We start from the raw sequence: 19,966 nt of genomic DNA, 5'->3' as shown, positions 1-19,966 counted from the left end.
CTCAAGCCTCCTGCCGCTGACGAGCGATGGACAGGCGTGGCCGCAGCATCGCGCACAGGTGGTAGAGGGCAAGCAGGGAGATCGCCGCCCCGAGCGGCCACCAGAACAGGTCTCGCTTGGGTTGGTGGCTGAGGGTTTTCACTTGATGCGGGGTGAGTGTGTCGAGGGTGCTGTAGACCTGATCCAGCGCGTTGCGGTCTTCGGCGCGGAAGAACTTGCCGCCTGTCGCCGTGGCGATCTGCTGCAGGCCCTGCAAGTTGACCTTGGCCTCACCGGAGGCGTCAGGGTCGCCAATGCCGATAGTGTGAATCACCACGCCTTTGGCCGCGGCCATTTGCGCCGCGTGGTCCGGGGTGATCGCACTGCTGGTGTCGTTGCCGTCGGTGAGCAGGATCACCACTTTTTCCTGCTCATGGGCCTGGTCCAGCAGTTTCAGGCTCAGGCCGATGGCATCGCCAATCGCCGTGTTGGGGCCGGCCATGCCGATGCCGGTGTCGTCCAGCAACAGCGACAGGCTGGCGTGATCGAGGGTCAAGGGCGCCTGGGGGTACGCGCCGCTGCCGAACACGATCAGGCCGAGGCGATCCTCTTTGCGCTTGTCGATAAAGCCATGCACGACTTCCTTGACCGCTGCCAGGCGATTGATCTTCTGGCCGCTGGCGTCGGTGAAGTCGGGGGTTTCCATGGACTGGGAAATGTCGATGGCCAGCATCAGGTCGCGCACCGGTTGCTGGCGCTCGATGGGCTTTTCCACGTACACCGGCCGGGCCGCCGCCAGCAGCAACAGTACCCACACCAACAGGTTCAGCAGCAATTGCCAGGGGTTGGTGCGCGTACCGGCCTCACTCGGCACCTGGCCGACTGCGCGGCTCATGGCGCTGAAAAACGGCACGCGCACGGCGCTGCGCGCTTCACGGTAATCGGGCAGGTAGCGATAACCGAACCACGGCAACGGCAGCAGAAGCAACAGCCAGGGATAATCAAGCTGCCACATGATGACGCTCCACCCAAAGTTTGCAGGTGTCAAACAGCTGCTGGCGTTGCTCGTTGGGCATGGCGCGCAGCACTGCATCAGGGGCGTAGGCGAGTTGCGACAGTTGGTGGCTGAAGTTGGCGGGGAGGGGCTGTTTACTGTGGCGCTGTAGAAAGGCCTGCCAATCCGCATTCCCCAGCGATGCAGGACCTTGTAGGAGCGAGCTTGCTCGCGAAGACGTCGGATCATTCGACATCAATGTTGAATGTAAGGCCACCTTCGCGAGCAAGCTCGCTCCTACAGGGACTGTGTAGGGCATGGAGATCGCGGTGCGCTTGAGCAACTCCGGAAGCTCACGCAGTGCATTCAGGTCATCGCTGCGCTTTTGCAACTGCGCCAACCGCAGCAAAGCCTCCCGCCGATAACGGTCACGCCGCCATTGCCGGTAACGCCGCGCGCCCAGCAGCACCACCGCCACCACAAACACCGCCATCAACACCCACCAACCCCAGGTCTGCGGCGCGTAGCTGACCGGTGCTGGCAGTGCGATCTCCTTGAGTTGCTCGATGCTCGGAACGTTCGGGTTCATCGCCGCGCTCCTGCTTGCTTGCCCAACTCGGCCCGCAGTTGTTCGTGGGCTTCGGTGGCGGTGCTGAACATCATCAGCGGCACCTGGCTGCGCCGCAGCAACGTGGCCACGTCCTTGAGCCGGCCGCCGAGAAAGTCGCCCAAGGGCTGGTGCACCTGACGCCGTTCCACCGCCAGTTCAACCTGCAGCTGGCCTTGGGTGATCAGCAGTCGGCCATTTTTCGGCAGGTTCAACGCCAGGGGGTCGTAGACCTGCATGGCGATCACATCGTTGTGCGCCGCCAGTTGGCGCATCAGCTGCAACGTGCGCTCGCCGGCACCGGCAAAGTCGCTGACGATGCAGATCAAATGATCGTGTCCGGCTAATGCCAGACACTGCTGCAAGACCTTGTCGAGCTGGTCTTCGCCTTCGGCGTCCGGGTTGGCCGCGTTCAGTTCCTGATTCTGCTGGGCGATACGGCTGCACAAGGCTTCGATCCGCTTGCGGCTGCGCAGCGGGGCAATCGCGTCGATACGCTGATCATTGAACACCAGCCCGCCAACCCGATCCCCCGCGTTGAACACCATCCACGCCGCCAAGGCGCCGAGTTCGGCGGCGATGGCGGATTTGAAGCTGCGTTGCGAGCCGAAAAACATGCTCATGCGCTGGTCGACCAGGATCAGCGCCGGACGGTCGCGCTCTTCGGTGAAGGTGCGCACCACCGGTTTGCCGGTGCGCAGCGACGCGCGCCAGTCGAGGTGGCGCAAATCGTCCCCCGGCTGATAGCGGCGCAGTTCATCGAAGTTCAAGCCACGGCCGCGCAGGCGCGAGGCATGGTTGCCGGCGAGGATGCTGCCCTGCGGCTGGCGCGCGAGAAAACTCAGGTCACGGGCCTTGAACTCCAGGGCCATCAATTGCGCCAGAGAGACGTAGACCAGGCCATCGATGTTCATGCCGGGATCGCCACCTTGTCGAGTAAACGGTCGAGCACCTGATCGGCCGTCACGCCGTCGGCCACCGCGTCGTAGCTCAATTGCAGGCGATGACGCAGCACCGGGTGCACCACGGCGCGCACGTTGTCCGGCGAGACGAAGTCCTGACCCTGCAACCACGCATCGGCGCGGGCGCAACGGTCCAGGCCGATCCCGCCGCGGGGGCTGGCACCGATGGCGATCCAGCGTCCGAGGTCAGCGTCGTAGTCGACGGGGTGGCGCGTGGCGTTGATCAGGTCGATCAGGTAGCGGTCGATGGCCGGGGACACGTGCACCGCACTGACTTCCCGGCGTGCGGCGAAGATCACGTCCTGGGCCAGGGCGAAGCCTTGTACCGCTGCCGTCTTGGCGCCGAGGGCCTGCTCTTCCTCGCGCAGCAGGCGCAGCACCTGGCTCTCGTTTTCCGCGCTCGGATAATCCAGCAGCACCTTCATCAGGAAGCGGTCCATTTGCGCTTCCGGCAGCGGGTAGGTGCCTTCCTGTTCAATCGGGTTCTGGGTCGCAACCACGATGAACAGCTCCGGCAGCGCATGGCTGTTGCCGGCCACGGTGATCTGCCGTTCTTCCATGGCTTCGAGCAGCGCGGCCTGGACCTTGGCTGGGGCGCGGTTGATTTCGTCGGCCAGGATCAGGTTGCCGAACAGTGGCCCCGGCTGGAAGCGGATTTCGTTTTTACCCTCGACCTGGTGCAGCACCTCGGCACCGGTAATGTCGGACGGCAGCAGGTCGGGGGTGAACTGGATGCGGCTCATCTTCGCGTCCAGGTGCTTGGCCAGCGCCTTGACGGTGCGGGTCTTGGCCAGCCCCGGCAGGCTTTCCAGCAACAGGTGCCCATTGGCCAGCAGGCCGACGAGGATCTGTCGGATTACCTGGTCCTGGCCGAGCACGGCTTCGGCGATACTGGCTTGCAGGGCGTTGAGGTCGGTGAGTGCGCTCATGCTTGCTCCTAGAAAAACGCCAACGTCAGGTTGACCGAAAAACCATTGCCCTCGGGCCGGTTCTTGGTGTCGAACTCCGGGATCCAGCGCGCGTTGAAATTGGCCTGGGCATCGGCGAACTTGCCCTGCCAGCCAAACGTCGGACCGGCACCCACCGAACGCCCGCGGAAGCCGCTATCGGCGCCTGACCCGGTGTCGTCGGTGAGCTGCTGGATGTAACCCGCCGCCAAACCGGCGTTCCAGCCGTTGCCGAAACCGTGGGTCCAGAGTGCGTCGAGGGTGAAGATGTCGCCGTTCTGATAATCCGTGGCGTCGTTTTCGGTGTAGAACTCAAGCCCCCCGGACAGGGTGAACTCGCCGCCCTTGCCGTCGAGGTGGGTGAAGGCCACGGTGGGCATGAAGGTGTAATTGTTCTGGCCGGCGTTGGCCAGGCGATCGTCGTTGTAGGCGCCGGTCGGCACGTAGATCGGCAGCGAGAGCGAGAGGTGGTTGACCTCGTCGAAGTGGTAGCCGGCGGCGATGGGCGTCACCAGCATGTCGGCGAACTGCGTGGCTTTATCTTCGGTGCCCAGGGTCCTGCCACGCGGACCGGTGATGCTCGCGGTGATGTCGGTGTATTGCACCGGCACGCCGATGGCCGAGGCGTAGTTCCAGCTGCCCTTGCCGGTATCCCAGACGTGGGTGAAGTTGGCCATGGTGTAGGAGATTTTCAGGTCCAGGCCGGTACTCAAGGCGCCCACGATGGGCACCTGGGCATTGCCCTTGAGGTCGCCGTCGTACCAGAAACTGCTCAACGACATCACCCAGCCGGGTTCCGGGGGCACGATCCCGGCATTGGAAAACACCTGCAGGCCGGTCATCGGCCGGCCGCCGCCACCTTCAGCCGCCAGCAGCAACGGGCTGGCACCGACCATGCACAAGGCCAACAACGGACGTACAACAAAAGCCCTGACCATCAACGACTCCATTTACTTTTTTGTTTAAGTCGACACTCGGCGTTATTCCACGGCCGTGATGTCGTCGAGTTTCCAGCTCTTGTCGAAATAGGGCAGGGTTGGGGCATACAGGCGGAAATAGCTGAACCAGTGTTTGCCCGGCAGGGTTTGCACCCAGTTGTTTTCGAAACCTTCTGGTGCGGTGGGCCCGAAGTACAGGTCCACCGAACCGTCGGCGTTCATTTTCAGGTCCTGGCGCGACGACAGGTCGGCCTTGCGCTGCGGGTTGTCAATCAGGCAGCGGCTGTCGATGTCGTAGACGGTCATCGACCAGAATTGCTTGGCTGGCGGGTTGGCGCCAACGTGCAAGCGATAGTTTTTCGCGCCGTCGAGCCAGTTGCCCTTGCCGTCGGTATAGGCGCCAAGGTAGGTCTGGCCCAGCCCCGGGGTTCTCGACACCATGCCTTTGGTGTTGGTCACCGCTTCGTAGAACCAGGCGCTGCGTTCCCACAACTGGTCGTAGTAGGCAACGCGCTGGGAAGGGTCGGTGATGTTCAACACCTTGTCCCACTGGCGGTCCGGCCAGTATTGGGCGCCGGGGAAACGCTTGGCGAAGGTATTGGCCTTGGCGATCAGCTCGCCGATCTTTGCACCTTGTTCCAGCGCCTTGCGTTGATTGGCGTCAGGGTTGAAGGGCTTGTCTTTCTCGATGCCCAGGCTGGCAAGCATGGCCATGTAGAAACGATCACGTTCGTTGACCGGTTCTTTTTGAATGATCTGGTGCAGGCGTTCCCAGTACGCCATCCCTCTGGGCTGGGTGCCGGACCAGGCTTTGCCGCCGGGGGAGAGCAGTCGGGTCTGGCCTGGCTCGGCACGCCTGGCGTAGGGGTACATCCTGAATTGTTCGACCAACGCCTTGCCCTTGGCCGGGTCGGGATCGAGCACGCGAAATCCCACCAGCACGTTCATGGTTTGCGACTTGGCCAGGTAATACTTGCCAGCATCGGCCGGCGGCTCGGCGCCCGGTGGCAACACCAGGTATTTTCCGCCCTTGCCTTTGTCCGGGCCGGTCTGGCCCATGTCGATGATCGCGCGTTGCCAGAAATCGCCAACACCACCTGCGGTCGGCCCGGGGGGCAGCTCGATCACCAGCGGGCCGGTTTCATTGAGATCGACGAAACCCAGGATGTAGGGCGTGGTGGCGTTGGCGGTGATGACGCCGAGCTTGTCTTCGTAACTGTCGAGCACCATCAGGTCGCCACTGCGGGCACCCAGTTTGTCGCGAAACTCCTCCTGCCATTGCGCGTAGGACACCAGCGGCAACGCCCACAGGTAACTTTGGGTGGCTTGCTGGAAATCCAGTTCCGCATAGAGCTTGGCGATGGATTCATGGGCCGGAAGCTCACCTTCCATGACGATCTGGTCGATCCGGGTATCCGGTTCCTGGGCACCGACCCCGCAACTGACAAACATCGTCATCAGGCTGAAACCGGCTGCGCGAATCGCACCGTGCATAGAGATTCCTTATTTGCCGAAGGTGGCGTTGAGGCCGACAAACAGCGTGAACTGCGGCATGCCATCGCCTTTTTTCTCGACGGTCCATTGCGGTTCGATGAAGGCGTTTAGGATATTGGGCCCGTCTTTCCACACTTTGCCGCCACCCAAACCGAGTGGGATGTAGTGGGTGTCGTTCTTCAGGTCGAACGTCCAGATACCTGTGGAGCGCAGGTACCAGCCCTTTTCCAGGTTATGGATGATGAAGGGCTGCATCGTTGCGCTTTCGACGTGGGGCCGGTCGTTGTCACCGGCGAATGAACTCTGGTATTGCACCAGCGCGCCCAGCAGCCCGCGGGGTGAAGAGTCGATAGCGACCGCGGCCAGGCCGCCTTGCCATTTGCCCGTGCCGAGTTCGTCCTGGTCGGCCGTGGGGGCGGTGAGCATCGGGCCGATGCCCAACTGCACGCCTTCGGTCTTCACCAGGAAAATATCGAACAGGTTCAAGTCACCTTCACCGGTGCTGTAGCCACCGTTCGGGTCCGGGTGAGTACTGATTGGCGCCGTGGCGCGGATCAATTGCGGCACGCCAATGTAATCGTTGGGCGCAATCGGCAGCGTGCCGCGTATCAGCAGGTCATTGGTATGGATATTGGTGTCGTAGTACCTGGGGGTGTAGTAGTCCTGAGCGCTCATGCCTGGCGCGAAGTTCAGCGGGTTGTTGCTTTTGTTGGCGGTCTCGGCGTTGTCCGCATGGGCGCACAAAACAGGCGCAAGCGAAGCCATCAGAAGACAGGCGTGCATCCCCAATTTGTTTGTCATGATTCCCCGATTCCTTGGTGGCTCATTTGGACAACCCGGCACTTGGCGGCCGTTACGACGTAGTCTCTTTCTGATCAGCCTGTAGGACACGTCTTTTGAACCTAGCAGCTAAATGAGGGTTAGCCAGTCCAAGGGATTAATTCTTTGGTTTTTTGTACAAGTTTTTTGGGGTTTTTGTGTACTAAAAAGTTAATACGAATCAAGGGATTGGAAAACAGAGCTCGCCATCGATATGAACATGATGGCGGGCCTGGTCATTTTTTTTTGTGGCGAGGCGGTAGTGGTGGCTAAGGGCAATCAAGATGATCCAGCACCCGCTATTCGCAGCTATCAATGTAGAGGAATCAATAGTCAGGATTTCATTTCTTCCCTAGCCCAAACGCCCGCTCTTCCTGCGCGCGCAACTCCGGTGTTAATTCCGCACCGAAATCCTCCAGCTCGAACACCTGGCGAATCTCGATCTCGGCTTCGGTGCCCGGCATCGGGTTGGGGCAGCGCTTGACCCAGTCGATGGCTTCTTCTTTGGACTTCACCTGCCATAGCCAGTAGCCGGCGATCAGTTCCTTGGTTTCGGCGAAGGGGCCATCGATCACCGTGCGCTTGTCGCCTGCGAAGCGCACTCGGGCACCTTTACTGCTCGGGTGCAGGCCTTCGCCGGCGAGGAGGATGCCGGCCTTGGCCAGCTCTTCGTTGTAGTTGCCCATGGCGGTCAGCAGTTCGGTGCTGGGCATGATGCCGGCTTCGGAGTCTTTGCTCGCCTTGATGATGATCATGAAACGCATGGTGTGGTCTCCGCTGGATGTGGATGCTTCACTTATAGTCGAATGATCTGCGGTTGAATCGACAGCGGTGGGTCAACAAATTTCTGGAGTTCGGTATACGCAGGCACCCGTTCCGGTTTTGTGCACCGACACATGACAATTTGTATCCACCCCATAGGTCACCGGCGCATTTCGTGGTTAACTTCTGCCTCTTCAAAATTCTCCACCACAACGTTCAGAAGGACTCCGTTCATGGCTCAAGTCACTCTTAAAGGCAATCCGGTTCAAGTCAACGGCCAACTGCCTCAAGCCGGTTCCAAGGCGCCAGCCTTTTCCCTGGTTGCCGGCAATCTGTCCGACGTTACCCTGAAAGACTTTGCCGGCAAGCGCAAAGTGCTGAACATCTTCCCAAGCATCGATACGCCGACCTGCGCCACCTCCGTGCGCCAGTTCAACGCCAAGGCGAGCAGCGTCGACAACACCGTGGTGCTGTGCATCTCCGCTGACCTGCCGTTCGCCCAAGCCCGCTTCTGCGGCGCCGAAGGCCTGGAAAACGTGCAGAACCTTTCGACCCTGCGCGGTGCCGAGTTCATCGAGAACTACGGCGTTGCCATCGCCGACGGTCCGCTCAAGGGCCTGACCGCCCGTGCGGTGGTGGTTCTGGACGAGAACGACAACGTGCTGCACAGCGAGCTGGTCAAGGAAATCGCTGACGAGCCGAACTACGAAGCGGCCCTTGCCGTTCTGAAATAAGTAAAGCTTTACAATTGTTAACGGCCTGGCCCTGTCCAGGCCGTTTTCATTTGTGTTTCAGTGTCTTGGATAAATCTCCTGTTACGTAAGCCGAAGGTAAATTGCCGGTAAAGGCGCTTTGCTTAAGACCCGCCAGTGCTTATCGTTCAGCCTCATGTAAAACAAGCCCACGCGCCCAATGGTTGATCACTCAATGCAATCCTCTGCTTCCCGTAGTCCCCGTCGCTGGCTGTTTGGCCTGCTTGTCCTGTTGGTCATCGCTGCCCTGTGCTGGAAATTCTGGCCCGGCAGCGCTGCGCCGAAAGAGGGCGCGCAGCCGAAAGCCGTGGCCGGGCATACCGGCAGGTCCGGCGGGATGCGGCCAGGGTTCGGCGGGGCGGCGGGGCCGGTGCCGGTGCGCGTTGCGCCAGCAGTCACCGGGGATTTCCCGTTGTATTACAAGGCGCTGGGTACGGTGACGGCGCTCAACACCATCAACGTGCGCAGCCGCGTCGGCGGCGAACTGATGAAGATCTATTTCGAGGAAGGGCAGATGGTCAAGGCTGGCGATCTGCTGGCCGAAATTGACCCGCGCCCGTACCAGAACGCCTTGCTCCAGGCCGAAGGCACCCTGCTGCAGAACCAGGCGCAGTTGAAGAATGCCCAGGTGGATGTCGATCGTTATACCGGCCTGTACCGCGAGGACAGCATCGCCAAGCAGACCCTCGACACCGCCGTAGCGCTGGTCGGTCAGTTCCAGGGCACGGTCAAGACCAACCAGGCGGCGGTCAACGACGCCAAGCTCAATCTTGAATTCACCAAGATCCGCGCCCCCATTGCCGGACGCGTCGGCCTGCGTCAGTTGGACGTCGGCAACCTGGTGGCAGCCAACGACACCACGGCGCTGGCGATCATCACCCAGACCCAACCGATCAGCGTCGCCTTCACCTTGCCGGAAAACAGCCTTGATGTGGTGCTGGCACGCTATCGCAGCGGCGCCAAGCTGCCGGCCGAAGCCTGGGATCGCGGTGATACCAAGCTGCAAGCCACCGGCGTGCTGCAGAGCTTGGACAACCAGATCGACGTCACCACCGGTACCCTGAAATTCAAGGCGCGTTACGAGAACCGCGATCAATCGTTGTTCCCCAACCAGTTTGTCAATGTGCGCCTGCTGGCGGACACCCTCAAGGGCGTGGTGCTTGCGCCATCAGCGGCGATCCAGTTCGGCACCAACGGCACCTTCGTCTATGCCCTGGACGGCGACAAGAAGGTCAAGATTCGTCAACTGAAAATCGGCGCCAGCGACGGTAATAACACGGTGGTCACCGAAGGTCTTTCCGCCGGTGATCGTGTGGTGCTCGAAGGCACCGACCGCTTGAAGGACGGCAGCGACGTGGAAGTGGTCAACGACCCGCAGCAAGTGCCGACCAGCCCGGCGGGCCACCTGCAGGGCAAATCGGCGGCCAACGAGCCGGCGACCACCGACAAGGCGAAAAAGGGCGGCGCATGAATCTCTCGCGGCTGTTCATCCTTCGTCCGGTAGCGACCACCCTGAGCATGCTGGCCATTATCCTGGCCGGCGTGATTGCCTATCGCTTGCTGCCGGTGTCGGCCTTGCCTCAGGTCGATTACCCGACCATCCGCGTCATGACGCTGTACCCCGGCGCGAGCCCGGACGTCATGACCAGCGCCGTCACCGCGCCGCTCGAGCGGCAGTTCGGGCAGATGCCCGGCCTGACCCAGATGGCGTCCACCAGCTCCGGCGGCGCCTCGGTGCTGACCCTGCGGTTCAGCCTCGACATCAACATGGACGTCGCCGAGCAGCAGGTACAGGCGGCGATCAATGCCGCGACCAACCTGTTGCCCAAGGATTTGCCGGCACCGCCGGTGTACAACAAGGTCAACCCGGCCGACACCCCGGTGCTGACCCTAGCCATCACCTCCAAGACCATGCTGTTGCCCAAGCTCAATGACCTGGTCGACACCCGCATGGCGCAGAAAATCGCCCAGATCAGCGGCGTCGGCATGGTCAGCATCGCCGGTGGCCAGCGCCAGGCCGTGCGGATCAAGGTCAACCCTGAAGCCCTGGCGGCCAATGGCCTGAACCTGGCGGACGTGCGCACCCTGATCGGCGCGTCCAACGTCAACCAGCCCAAGGGCAACTTCGACGGCCCGACCCGGGTCTCGATGCTCGATGCCAACGATCAACTGACCTCGCCCAAGGACTACGCCAACCTGATCCTGGCCTACGCCAATGGTGCGCCCTTGCGGCTCAAGGACGTGGCGGAGATCGTCGACGGTGCCGAAAACGAGCGCCTGGCGGCCTGGGCCAACGAAAACCAGGCGGTGCTGCTGAACATCCAGCGTCAGCCCGGGGCCAACGTCATCGAAGTGGTGGACCGGATCAAGGCCTTGCTGCCGAGCATCACCGACAACCTGCCGGCCGGTCTCGACGTCACGGTGCTGACCGACCGCACCCAGACCATCCGCGCCTCGGTCACCGACGTACAGCACGAATTGCTGATCGCCATTGCCCTGGTGGTGATGGTTACCTTCCTGTTCCTGCGCCGGGCCAGTGCCACGATCATTCCGTCGGTGGCCGTGCCGCTGTCGTTGATCGGCACCTTCGGCGTGATGTACCTGGCGGGCTTTTCGGTCAACAACCTGACCCTGATGGCCCTGACCATCGCCACCGGCTTCGTGGTGGACGATGCGATCGTGATGCTGGAGAACATTTCCCGGTTCATCGAAGAGGGTGACAGCCCGTTGAACGCGGCGCTCAAGGGCGCCAAGCAGATCGGCTTCACCCTGATCTCCCTGACCCTGTCGCTGATTGCCGTGCTGATCCCGCTGCTGTTCATGGCCGATGTGGTGGGGCGGTTGTTCCGCGAATTCGCCATCACCCTGGCGGTGGCGATCCTGATTTCCTTGGTGGTGTCCCTGACCCTGACGCCGATGATGTGCGCGCGGCTGCTCAAGCGTGAACCCAAGGAAGAAGAGCAGGGCCGTTTCTATCGTGCTAGCGGCGCGGCAATTGATTGGATGATCGAAGCTTATGGGCGAAAGTTAAAGTGGGTTCTCAAGCATCAACCGCTGACGCTGATGGTGGCGATCGGTACCCTGGCGTTGACGGTGTTCCTGTACATGGTGGTGCCCAAGGGGTTCTTCCCGGTGCAGGACACCGGGGTGATCCAGGGCATTTCCGAGGCACCGCAATCGATTTCCTTCGCGGCGATGAGCGAGCGCCAGCAGGAATTGGCCAAGGTGATCCTGGCGGATCCGGCGGTCGAGAGCCTGTCGTCCTACATCGGCGTCGACGGTGACAACTCGACGCTCAACAGCGGCCGCTTGCTGATCAACCTCAAAGCCCACAACGACCGGGACCTGAGCGCGACGCAAGTGATCGCGCGCTTGCAGCCGGAACTGGACAAACTGATCGGTATTCGCCTGTTCATGCAGCCAGTGCAGGACCTGACCATCGAGGATCGTGTCAGCCGTACGCAGTACCAGTTCAGCATGTCGTCGCCGGATTCCGAGCTGCTCAGCCTGTGGAGCGGGCGCCTGGTCGAAGCGCTGGCCCAACGGCCGGAACTGACCGATGTCGCCAGCGACCTGCAGGACAAAGGCTTGCAGGTCTATCTGGTGATCGATCGTGACGCAGCGTCGCGGGTCGGGGTGTCGGTGTCGAACATCACCGACGCGCTGTACGACGCCTTCGGCCAGCGGCAGATTTCCACCATCTACACCCAGGCCAGCCAGTACCGCGTGGTGCTGCAATCGCAGTCCGGCGAGAAAATCGGCCCCCAGGCGCTGGACCAGATCCACGTCAAGACCACCGATGGCGGGCAAGTGCGCCTGTCCAGCCTTGCGCATATCGAAGAGCGCCAGGCGCAACTGGCGATCACCCACATCGGCCAGTTCCCGGCGGTGATGATGTCGTTCAACCTGGCGCCCGGCGTGGCGCTGGGGCATGCGGTAGAGATCATCGAGCAGGTGCAGCAGGACATCGGCATGCCGATCGGCGTGCAGACCCAATTCCAGGGCGCGGCCGAAGCGTTCCAGGCGTCGCTGTCGAGCACCTTGCTGCTGATCCTGGCGGCGGTGGTGACCATGTACATCGTGCTGGGCGTGCTCTACGAGAGCTACATCCACCCGATCACCATTCTGTCGACCTTGCCCTCGGCGGCGGTCGGCGCCTTGCTGGCGTTGATCCTCAGTGGCAATGACCTGGGGATGATCGCAATCATCGGCATCATCCTGCTGATCGGCATCGTGAAGAAGAACGCGATCATGATGATCGACTTCGCCCTCGACGCCGAACGCAATCAAGGCGTGGACCCGGAAACGGCGATCTATCAGGCGGCACTGCTGCGTTTCCGGCCGATCCTGATGACCACCCTGGCGGCCTTGTTCGGCGCGGTGCCGTTGATGCTGGCCACCGGTTCCGGCGCAGAATTGCGCCAACCGCTGGGTCTGGTGATGGTTGGTGGCCTGCTGTTGAGCCAAGTGCTGACGCTGTTTACCACGCCGGTGATCTACCTGTACTTCGACCGTCTCGGTCGGCGCTTTGGCAAGTCCGACACACAAGAGGCGGCGGTATGAATGCTCGCGAGGGAAATTCCGTCCCTGCCAGCCACTCCCCTTGTGGGAGCGAGCCTGCTCGCGAAAGCGGTGGGTCGGTGAGCATCGATGTTGAATGTGCAGGCCCCTTCGCGAGCAGGCTCGCTCCCACAGGGGTGGGGCAATGAACCTGTCGGGACCTTTCATCAAGCGCCCGGTCGCGACCATGCTGCTGAGCCTGGCGATCATGTTGCTCGGCGGGGTCAGTTTCGGCCTGTTGCCGGTGTCACCGCTGCCGCAAATGGATTTCCCGGTGATCGTGGTGCAGGCCAGCCTGCCCGGCGCCAGCCCCGAGGTCATGGCCTCGACGGTGGCCACGCCGCTTGAGCGTTCCTTCGGCGCCATCGCCGGGGTCAACACCATGAGCAGCCGCTCCAGCCAGGGTTCGACCCGGGTCATTCTGCAATTCGACCTGGACCGTGACATCAACGGCGCGGCGCGGGAAGTGCAGGCGGCGATCAATGCCTCGCGCAACCTGCTGCCCAGCGGCATGCGCAGCATGCCGACCTACAAGAAGGTCAACCCGTCCCAGGCGCCGATCATGGTGCTGTCGCTGACCTCGGACGTGCTGGAAAAAGGCCAGCTCTACGACCTGGCCTCGACCATCCTGTCCCAGAGCCTGTCGCAGGTGCAGGGCGTGGGCGAAGTACAGATCGGCGGTAGCTCCCTGCCGGCGGTGCGCATCGAACTCGAACCCCAGGCGCTCAACCAGTACGGCGTGGCCTTGGACGATGTGCGCAACACCATTGCCAATGCCAACGTGCGCCGGCCCAAGGGCTCGGTCGAAGACGATCAGCGCCTGTGGCAGGTACAGGCCAACGATCAACTGGAAAAAGCCAAGGACTACGAGTCGCTGATCATTCACTACGCGGACGGCGCAGCCCTGCGCCTGAAGGATGTGGCCAAGGTCAGTGACGGCGTCGAGGACCGCTACAACAGCGGTTTCTTCAACAACGATTCGGCGGTACTGCTGGTGATCAACCGCCAGGCCGGCGCCAACATCATCGAGACGGTCAACGAGATCAAGGCCCAGTTGCCGGCGTTGCAGGCCGTGCTGCCGGCCAGCGTCAAGCTGAACCTGGCCATGGACCGCTCGCCGGTGATCAAGGCCACGCTGCACGAAGCGGAAATGACCTTGCTGATCGCCGTGGCGCTGGTGATCCTGGTGGTTTTCCTGTTCCTCGGTAACTTCCGTGCGTCGCTGATCCCGACGTTGGCGGTGCCGGTGTCGCTGGTCGGCACCTTTGCCGTGATGTATCTGTATGGTTTCTCGCTGAACAACCTGTCGCTGATGGCCTTGATCCTGGCCACCGGGCTGGTGGTGGACGATGCCATCGTGGTGCTGGAGAACATCTCCCGGCACATCGACGCGGGTGTGCGGCCGATGAAGGCGGCATACCTCGGCGCCCAGGAAGTCGGCTTCACCTTGCTGTCGATGAACGCGTCGCTGGTGGCGGTGTTCCTGTCGATCCTGTTCATGGGCGGGATCATCGAGAGCCTGTTCCGCGAGTTCTCCATCACCCTGGCGGCGGCCATCGTGGTGTCACTGGTGGTCTCGCTGACCTTGACGCCGATGCTCTGTGCCCGCTGGCTCAAGCCGCACACGCCAGGCCAGGAAAACCGCCTGCAACGCTGGAGTCAGCGGGCCAACGAATGGATGGTCGGCAAATACGCCACCAGCCTCGATTGGGTGCTGCGCCACCGGCGCCTGACGCTGCTCAGTCTTTTCGTGACAATTGGTGTGAACATTGCGCTGTATGTCGTTGTTCCTAAAATATTTCTTCCTCAGCAAGACACTGGGCAGCTGATCGGTTTCGTGCGTGGCGATGACGGTTTGTCGTTCAGCGTGATGCAACCGAAAATGGAGACCTTCCGCCGCGCGGTGCTCAAGGACGACGCGGTGGAAAGCGTCGCCGGTTTCATCGGTGGCAGCAACGGCACCAACAACGCGTTCATGCTGGTGCGCCTCAAACCGATCAAGGAGCGCAACCTTTCAGCGCAAAAGGTCATCGAACGCCTGCGCAAGGAAATGCCCAAGGTCGCTGGCGCGCAGCTGATGCTGATGGCCGACCAGGACCTGCAGTTTGGCGGTGGCCGCGAACAGACCTCGTCGCAGTATTCCTACATCCTGCAAAGCGGTGACCTGGGCGCGCTGCGCGAGTGGTATCCGAAAGTGGTGACCGCGCTCAAGGCGCTGCCGGAACTGACCGCGATCGATGCCCGCGAAGGCCGGGGCGCCCAGCAGGTGACGCTGATCGTCGACCGCGACCAGGCCAAACGGCTGGGCGTGGACATGGACATGGTCACGGCGGTGCTCAACAACGCCTACGCCCAGCGGCAGATTTCGACCATCTACGACAGCCTCAACCAGTATCAGGTGGTGATGGAGGTCAATCCCAAATACGCCCAGGACCCGATCACGCTCAAACAGGTGCAGGTGATCACCGCGGAGGGAGCGCGGATTCCGCTGTCGACCATCGCCCATTACGAGAACAGCCTGGCAGACGATCGGGTCAGCCATGAAGGCCAGTTCGCCTCGGAAAGCATTGCCTTCGACATGGCCGAAGGCGTGACCGTGGAGCAGGGCAGTGCCGCCATCGAGCGGGCGATTGCCTCCGTGGGCCTGCCGGAAGACGTCATCGCGAAAATGGCCGGCACCGCCGATGCCTTCGCCGCGACCCAGAAAAGCCAGCCGTGGATGATCCTTGGCGCGCTGGTGGCGGTGTACCTGGTGCTGGGCGTGCTGTATGAGAGCTACATTCATCCGCTGACCATTCTCTCGACCTTGCCTTCGGCGGGGGTCGGCGCGCTGCTGTCGATCTATGCCCTGGGCGGTGAGTTCAGCCTGATCTCGTTGCTCGGCCTGTTCCTGCTGATCGGTGTGGTGAAGAAAAACGCCATCCTGATGATTGACCTGGCGTTGCAGCTCGAACGCCATCAGGGCATGGCGCCGCTGGAATCGATTCGCAACGCCTGCCTGCAACGTTTGCGGCCGATCCTGATGACCACCCTGGCCGCAATCCTCGGCGCCTTGCCGCTGTTGCTGAGCCGTGCTGAAGGCGCGGAAATGCGCCAGCCGCTGGGCCTGACCATCATCGGCGGGCTGATTTTCAGCCAGGTGCTGACCCTTTACACCACCCCGGTGGTCTACCTCTATCTCGACAAACTGCGCCATCGCTTCAATCACTGGCGTGGGGTACGTACCGATGCTGCTCTGGAAACTCCGCTATGACTGACCGTTCGCTGTTCAACCTGGCTACACCGCTGGTCACCGCCCGAGGCTCGCGGTTGCTGAGCCTGTCGCTGTGCGTGGCGATGCTCAGTGCCTGCGCCATCGGGCCGGATTACCAGCGCCCGCAAACCGCAGACCCTGCGCAGTACAAGGAAGCGGCCGGCTGGACCCAGGCCAATCCGAGCGATTCCCTGGCCCGCGGTGCGTGGTGGGAGCTGTACGGCGACCGGCAACTCAATGGCTTGATCGAGCAACTCAACAGCGCCAACCAGACCGTGGCCCAGTCCGAGGCGCAGTACCGCCAGGCCCAGGCCTTGGTGCGCAGTGCCCGGGGCGCGTTTTTTCCGACGGTGGACCTGACCCTGGGGAAAAATCGCTCCAGCCAGGGCACCGGCAGCAGCAGTTCCAGCCTGACCAGTTCGTCCAGCGGTATTCGCGACACCTACACCGCCCAGGCCGGGGTCAGTTGGGAGGTCGATGTCTGGGGCAAATTGCGCCGCGGCCTGGAAGCCGACACCGCCAACGCCCAGGCGAGTTTTGCCGACCTGGCGGCGATGCGCCTGAGCCAGCAGTCGGAACTGGTGCAGAACTACCTGCAACTGCGGGTGATGGACGAGCAGAAACGCTTGCTGGAAGCGACCGTCGCGGCCTACCAGCGTTCGCTGAAAATGACCGAAAACCAGTACCGCGCCGGGGTTTCCGGCAAGGACGCGGTGGCCCAGGCCCAGACGCAACTCAAGGGCACCGAGGCGGACATGGTCGATCTGATCTGGCAGCGTGCCCAGCTGGAAAACGCCATCGCCGTGCTGATCGGCTTGCCGCCGGCCGAGTTCAGCCTGGCGGAAACCCAGAGCATCCCGGCCTTGCCCGAGGTGCCACTGAGCCTGCCTTCGCAACTGCTGGAACGCCGCCCTGACATTGCCTCGGCAGAACGCTCGGTCATCGCCGCCAACGCCAACATCGGCGTGGCCAAGGCCGCTTATTACCCGGACCTGACCCTGAGCCTGAACGGTGGCTACAGCAGCAGCACGTCGAAAGACTTGTTCAGCCTGCCGAACCGGTTCTGGTCGGTCGGCCCGCAACTGGGCATGACCCTGTTCGACGGCGGCCAGCGTTCGGCGGAAGTGGACCGCAGCGAAGCGGCCTACGACGAAACCGTGGCCAAATACCGCCAGACCGTACTCGACGGTTTCCGGGAGGTGGAGAACTTCCTGGTCCAGCTCAAGGTGCTGCAGGACGAAGCCGTGGTGCGCCAACAGGCGTTGGACGCGGCCCGTGAGTCGTTGCGCCTGACGGAGAACCAGTACAAGGCGGGGGTGATCGCCTACCTCGATGTGGTGGTGGTCCAGGCGGCGGCATTGAACAACGAACGCAGTACCCTGGACCTATTGCAGAGCCGCCTGATCGCCAGTGTGCAGTTGATTGCGGCGCTGGGTGGCGGCTGGGACGGGCAGCTTCAGGTGACTGATAACCCCTGACCACCGACATCCACTGTAGGAGCTGGCTTGCCAGCGAAGGCAATCTTCCAGCAAACGAATTTGTTGGCTGACCCACCGCTTTCGCTGGCAAGCCAGCTCCTACAGGACCGGTATCAACAGGTTCAGATTCGCTTCGATAGAGTTAATGTAAAACCTTAAAACAAGCGTTTCATCGCCTTACTGGCATTTTGCTCATTTTGTGAGTGCGTTCTCATTTGGAATCAGTACAATCGGCCGGATTTACACCTCCGAGAATGGAAGCAGTACGGGGGTGATTGCGAGACACTTCCATGCTCATCGGTAGTTATTCCCCAACGCTGGTCATCATTTCGCTCTGTGTGGCAATTCTCGCGTCATACACTGCACTGGACCTGACCGGACGCATAGCCACGGCCAAGGGCCGGGCCGTGCATTGCTGGACGGCGGGCGGCGCGTTTGCCATGGGTATCGGCGTATGGTCGATGCATTTCATCGGCATGCTCGCCTTCAAGCTGCCCATCGACCTGGGGTACGACCTCTCCATCACCTTGCTGTCGCTGTTGATCGGCATCCTGTCATGCGGCTTCGCCCTGTGGCTGGTCAGCCAGGCACAGTTACCGGCCTGGCAGCTGGCGTTCGGTGCGCTGGTCATGGGCGCCGGCATCAGTGCCATGCATTACACCGGCATGGCGGCCATGCGCATGCAGCCGGGAATCGACTATGACCCGACGCTGTTCAGCGCCTCGTTGCTGATCGCGGTCGGTGCCTCCGGCGCTGCACTGTGGATTGCGTTCCGCCTGCGCCAGCACACGCCTTATGTACGCCTGATCCGCGGTGGCGCGGCGGTGATCATGGGCATTGCCATCGTCGGCATGCACTACACCGGAATGGCCGCCGCGCAGTTCCCCGAAGGCAGTTTTTGCGGCGCCGCGGGCAATGGCCTGAGCGGTAACGGCCTCGACAACCTGGTGCTGATCACCACCCTGGCGGTATTGAGCATCGCCTTGCTGACCTCGATCCTCGACGCACGCCTGGAAGCCCGAACCGCCAGCCTTGCCCAGTCGCTGACCGAAGCCAACCGCGAACTGACCCAACTGGCCTTGCACGACACCCTGACCGGCCTGCCGAATCGGGTGTTGCTGGCCGACCGCATCGATCAGGGCATCTCCAGGGTCGACAACGAAGGCGGTTGCCTTGCGTTGATGTTCATCGATCTTGATGGCTTCAAGCCGGTCAATGACGCCTTCGGCCACCATATGGGTGACCAGTTGCTGCGCGAGGTCAGCCTGCGCCTGCGTGAAGACCTGCGCGGCCAGGACACCCTGGCGCGCATCGGTGGCGATGAGTTCGTGCTGCTGGTGCAATTGAGCGAGGCGGACGACGCGATGAACCTCGCAGCCCGCCAGGTGAGCCTGATCGCCCGATCATTCCGGGTGGCCGAGCATGATCTGCAGATCTCCGCCAGCGTCGGCATCGCCCTGTATCCGGGCAATGGCCAGACCGCTCACGAATTGTTGATGAACGCCGATGCGGCGATGTATCACGCCAAGGGCACGGGCAAGAACGGCTACAGCTTTTTCGATGCCTCGATGAACAGCAATGCGCGCAAGCAGCTGCAATTGCTGCAGGACCTGCGCAATGCCGTGGACCAGAACGAGTTCAGCCTGCACTACCAGCCCAAATTCGATGCCCACAACGGCCGACCGGTGGGGGCCGAAGCGTTGTTGCGCTGGGAGCATCCGACCCAAGGCATGCTGTTGCCGGACAAGTTCATTGAACTGGCGGAGAAGACCGGGCTGATCATTCCCATCGGCGAATGGGTTCTCAACGAAGCCTGCCGCCAGATGCGCGAATGGTATGTGCTCGGCTACACCGACTGGCGCATCGCGGTTAACCTCTCGGCCTTGCAGTTCTGCCACGTGGGCCTGGTGCAGAGCGTCGCCAAGGCATTGGCCACCCACCATTTGCCGGCCAACAGCCTGACCCTGGAAATCACCGAGACCACCGCCATGAGCGATGCCGATGCCAGCATGACGGTGCTGCAGGAGCTGTCGGACATGGGTGTTGACCTGTCCATCGACGACTTTGGTACCGGCTACTCGAGCTTGATGTACCTCAAGCGCCTGCCGGCCAACGAGTTGAAAATCGACCGCGGTTTCGTCCGCGACCTGGAGCGTGACAGCGACGACGCTGCCATCGTTTCAGCCATTGTTGCCCTCGGCCAGGCACTGGGCTTGCGGATCGTCGCCGAAGGCGTGGAAACGGGCTCGCAGCAGGACTTCCTGACCCAACTCGGTTGCGATTCGCTGCAAGGCTACCTGCTGGGGCACCCGCTGCCGGCCGAACGCTTCATGAAGGAAATCCACCGCAGCGAGCAATTGGAACTGGCCTGATCTGGCGGGACCGATGAGGGTGCCATGCAAAATCCGTAAATGGCGGTTA

14 protein-coding genes are annotated in these 19,966 nt (G+C 62.0%); 6 read left to right on the top strand and 8 right to left on the bottom strand.

The annotated features are described in order from the left end of the window. Position 1: 1 nt before the first annotated feature. From HFK74_RS00130 to HFK74_RS00095, 8 genes are all read right to left on the bottom strand, one after another. Positions 2-994, bottom strand: coding sequence for a VWA domain-containing protein (locus HFK74_RS00130; protein WP_180201849.1), 993 nt, complete (start codon positions 992-994; stop codon positions 2-4). After that, complete coding sequence (locus tag HFK74_RS00125; RefSeq protein WP_180201848.1) at positions 981-1,562, bottom strand: DUF4381 domain-containing protein; 582 nt, start codon at positions 1,560-1,562, stop codon at positions 981-983. The genes HFK74_RS00130 and HFK74_RS00125 overlap by 14 nt, the downstream gene beginning before the upstream one ends. Next, positions 1,559-2,494 (bottom strand): DUF58 domain-containing protein, encoded by a 936-nt coding sequence (locus HFK74_RS00120; RefSeq protein WP_180201847.1) that lies wholly within the window; start codon positions 2,492-2,494, stop codon positions 1,559-1,561. Before HFK74_RS00120 ends, HFK74_RS00125 begins: the two co-directional genes overlap by 4 nt. Continuing rightward, positions 2,491-3,471 (bottom strand): MoxR family ATPase, encoded by a 981-nt coding sequence (locus HFK74_RS00115; RefSeq protein ID WP_180201846.1) that lies wholly within the window; start codon positions 3,469-3,471, stop codon positions 2,491-2,493. The genes HFK74_RS00120 and HFK74_RS00115 overlap by 4 nt, the downstream gene beginning before the upstream one ends. A gap of 8 nt (positions 3,472-3,479) precedes the next feature. Continuing rightward, positions 3,480-4,427, bottom strand: a complete 948-nt coding sequence (locus HFK74_RS00110; protein WP_180201845.1) for a transporter — start codon at positions 4,425-4,427, stop codon at positions 3,480-3,482. A 42-nt stretch (positions 4,428-4,469) separates the two neighbouring features. Beyond that, complete coding sequence (locus HFK74_RS00105) at positions 4,470-5,921, bottom strand: DUF1254 domain-containing protein (RefSeq protein WP_180201844.1); 1,452 nt, start codon at positions 5,919-5,921, stop codon at positions 4,470-4,472. Between the two features lie 9 nt (positions 5,922-5,930). After that, entirely contained in the window at positions 5,931-6,722 is a 792-nt protein-coding gene (locus tag HFK74_RS00100; RefSeq protein ID WP_180201843.1) for a hypothetical protein, read from the bottom strand. Positions 6,723-7,081: 359 nt separating this feature from the next. Continuing rightward, entirely contained in the window at positions 7,082-7,504 is a 423-nt protein-coding gene (locus tag HFK74_RS00095) for a YciI family protein (RefSeq protein ID WP_180201842.1), read from the bottom strand. Positions 7,505-7,735: 231 nt separating this feature from the next. On the opposite strand from HFK74_RS00095, the gene tpx reads away from it, so the two are divergent. From tpx to HFK74_RS00065, 6 genes are all read left to right on the top strand, one after another. Further along, entirely contained in the window at positions 7,736-8,236 is a 501-nt protein-coding gene (tpx, locus tag HFK74_RS00090; protein WP_020800095.1) for a thiol peroxidase, read from the top strand. A 178-nt stretch (positions 8,237-8,414) separates the two neighbouring features. Next, a complete protein-coding gene (locus HFK74_RS00085; RefSeq protein WP_180201841.1) occupies positions 8,415-9,725 on the top strand; it encodes an MdtA/MuxA family multidrug efflux RND transporter periplasmic adaptor subunit in 1,311 nt (436 codons plus the stop codon). After that, positions 9,722-12,817: an MdtB/MuxB family multidrug efflux RND transporter permease subunit gene (locus tag HFK74_RS00080; RefSeq protein WP_180201840.1), complete on the top strand. Its 3,096-nt coding sequence runs from the start codon at positions 9,722-9,724 to the stop codon at positions 12,815-12,817. The genes HFK74_RS00085 and HFK74_RS00080 overlap by 4 nt, the downstream gene beginning before the upstream one ends. A 142-nt stretch (positions 12,818-12,959) precedes the next feature. Further along, positions 12,960-16,067, top strand: coding sequence for an efflux RND transporter permease subunit (locus tag HFK74_RS00075; protein ID WP_180201839.1), 3,108 nt, complete (start codon positions 12,960-12,962; stop codon positions 16,065-16,067). Continuing rightward, positions 16,064-17,545: an efflux transporter outer membrane subunit gene (locus HFK74_RS00070; RefSeq protein WP_180201838.1), complete on the top strand. Its 1,482-nt coding sequence runs from the start codon at positions 16,064-16,066 to the stop codon at positions 17,543-17,545. The genes HFK74_RS00075 and HFK74_RS00070 overlap by 4 nt, the downstream gene beginning before the upstream one ends. A gap of 290 nt (positions 17,546-17,835) precedes the next feature. Next, a complete protein-coding gene (locus tag HFK74_RS00065) occupies positions 17,836-19,917 on the top strand; it encodes a bifunctional diguanylate cyclase/phosphodiesterase (protein WP_180201837.1) in 2,082 nt (693 codons plus the stop codon). Positions 19,918-19,966 lie beyond the last annotated feature (49 nt).

The sequence above is a fragment of the Pseudomonas sp. SbOxS1 genome (genome assembly GCF_013416725.1).
Taxonomy (GTDB): domain Bacteria; phylum Pseudomonadota; class Gammaproteobacteria; order Pseudomonadales; family Pseudomonadaceae; genus Aquipseudomonas.
The sequence above is the reverse complement of the archived record's forward strand: the minus strand, read 5'-3'. Positions and strand labels throughout refer to the sequence as shown.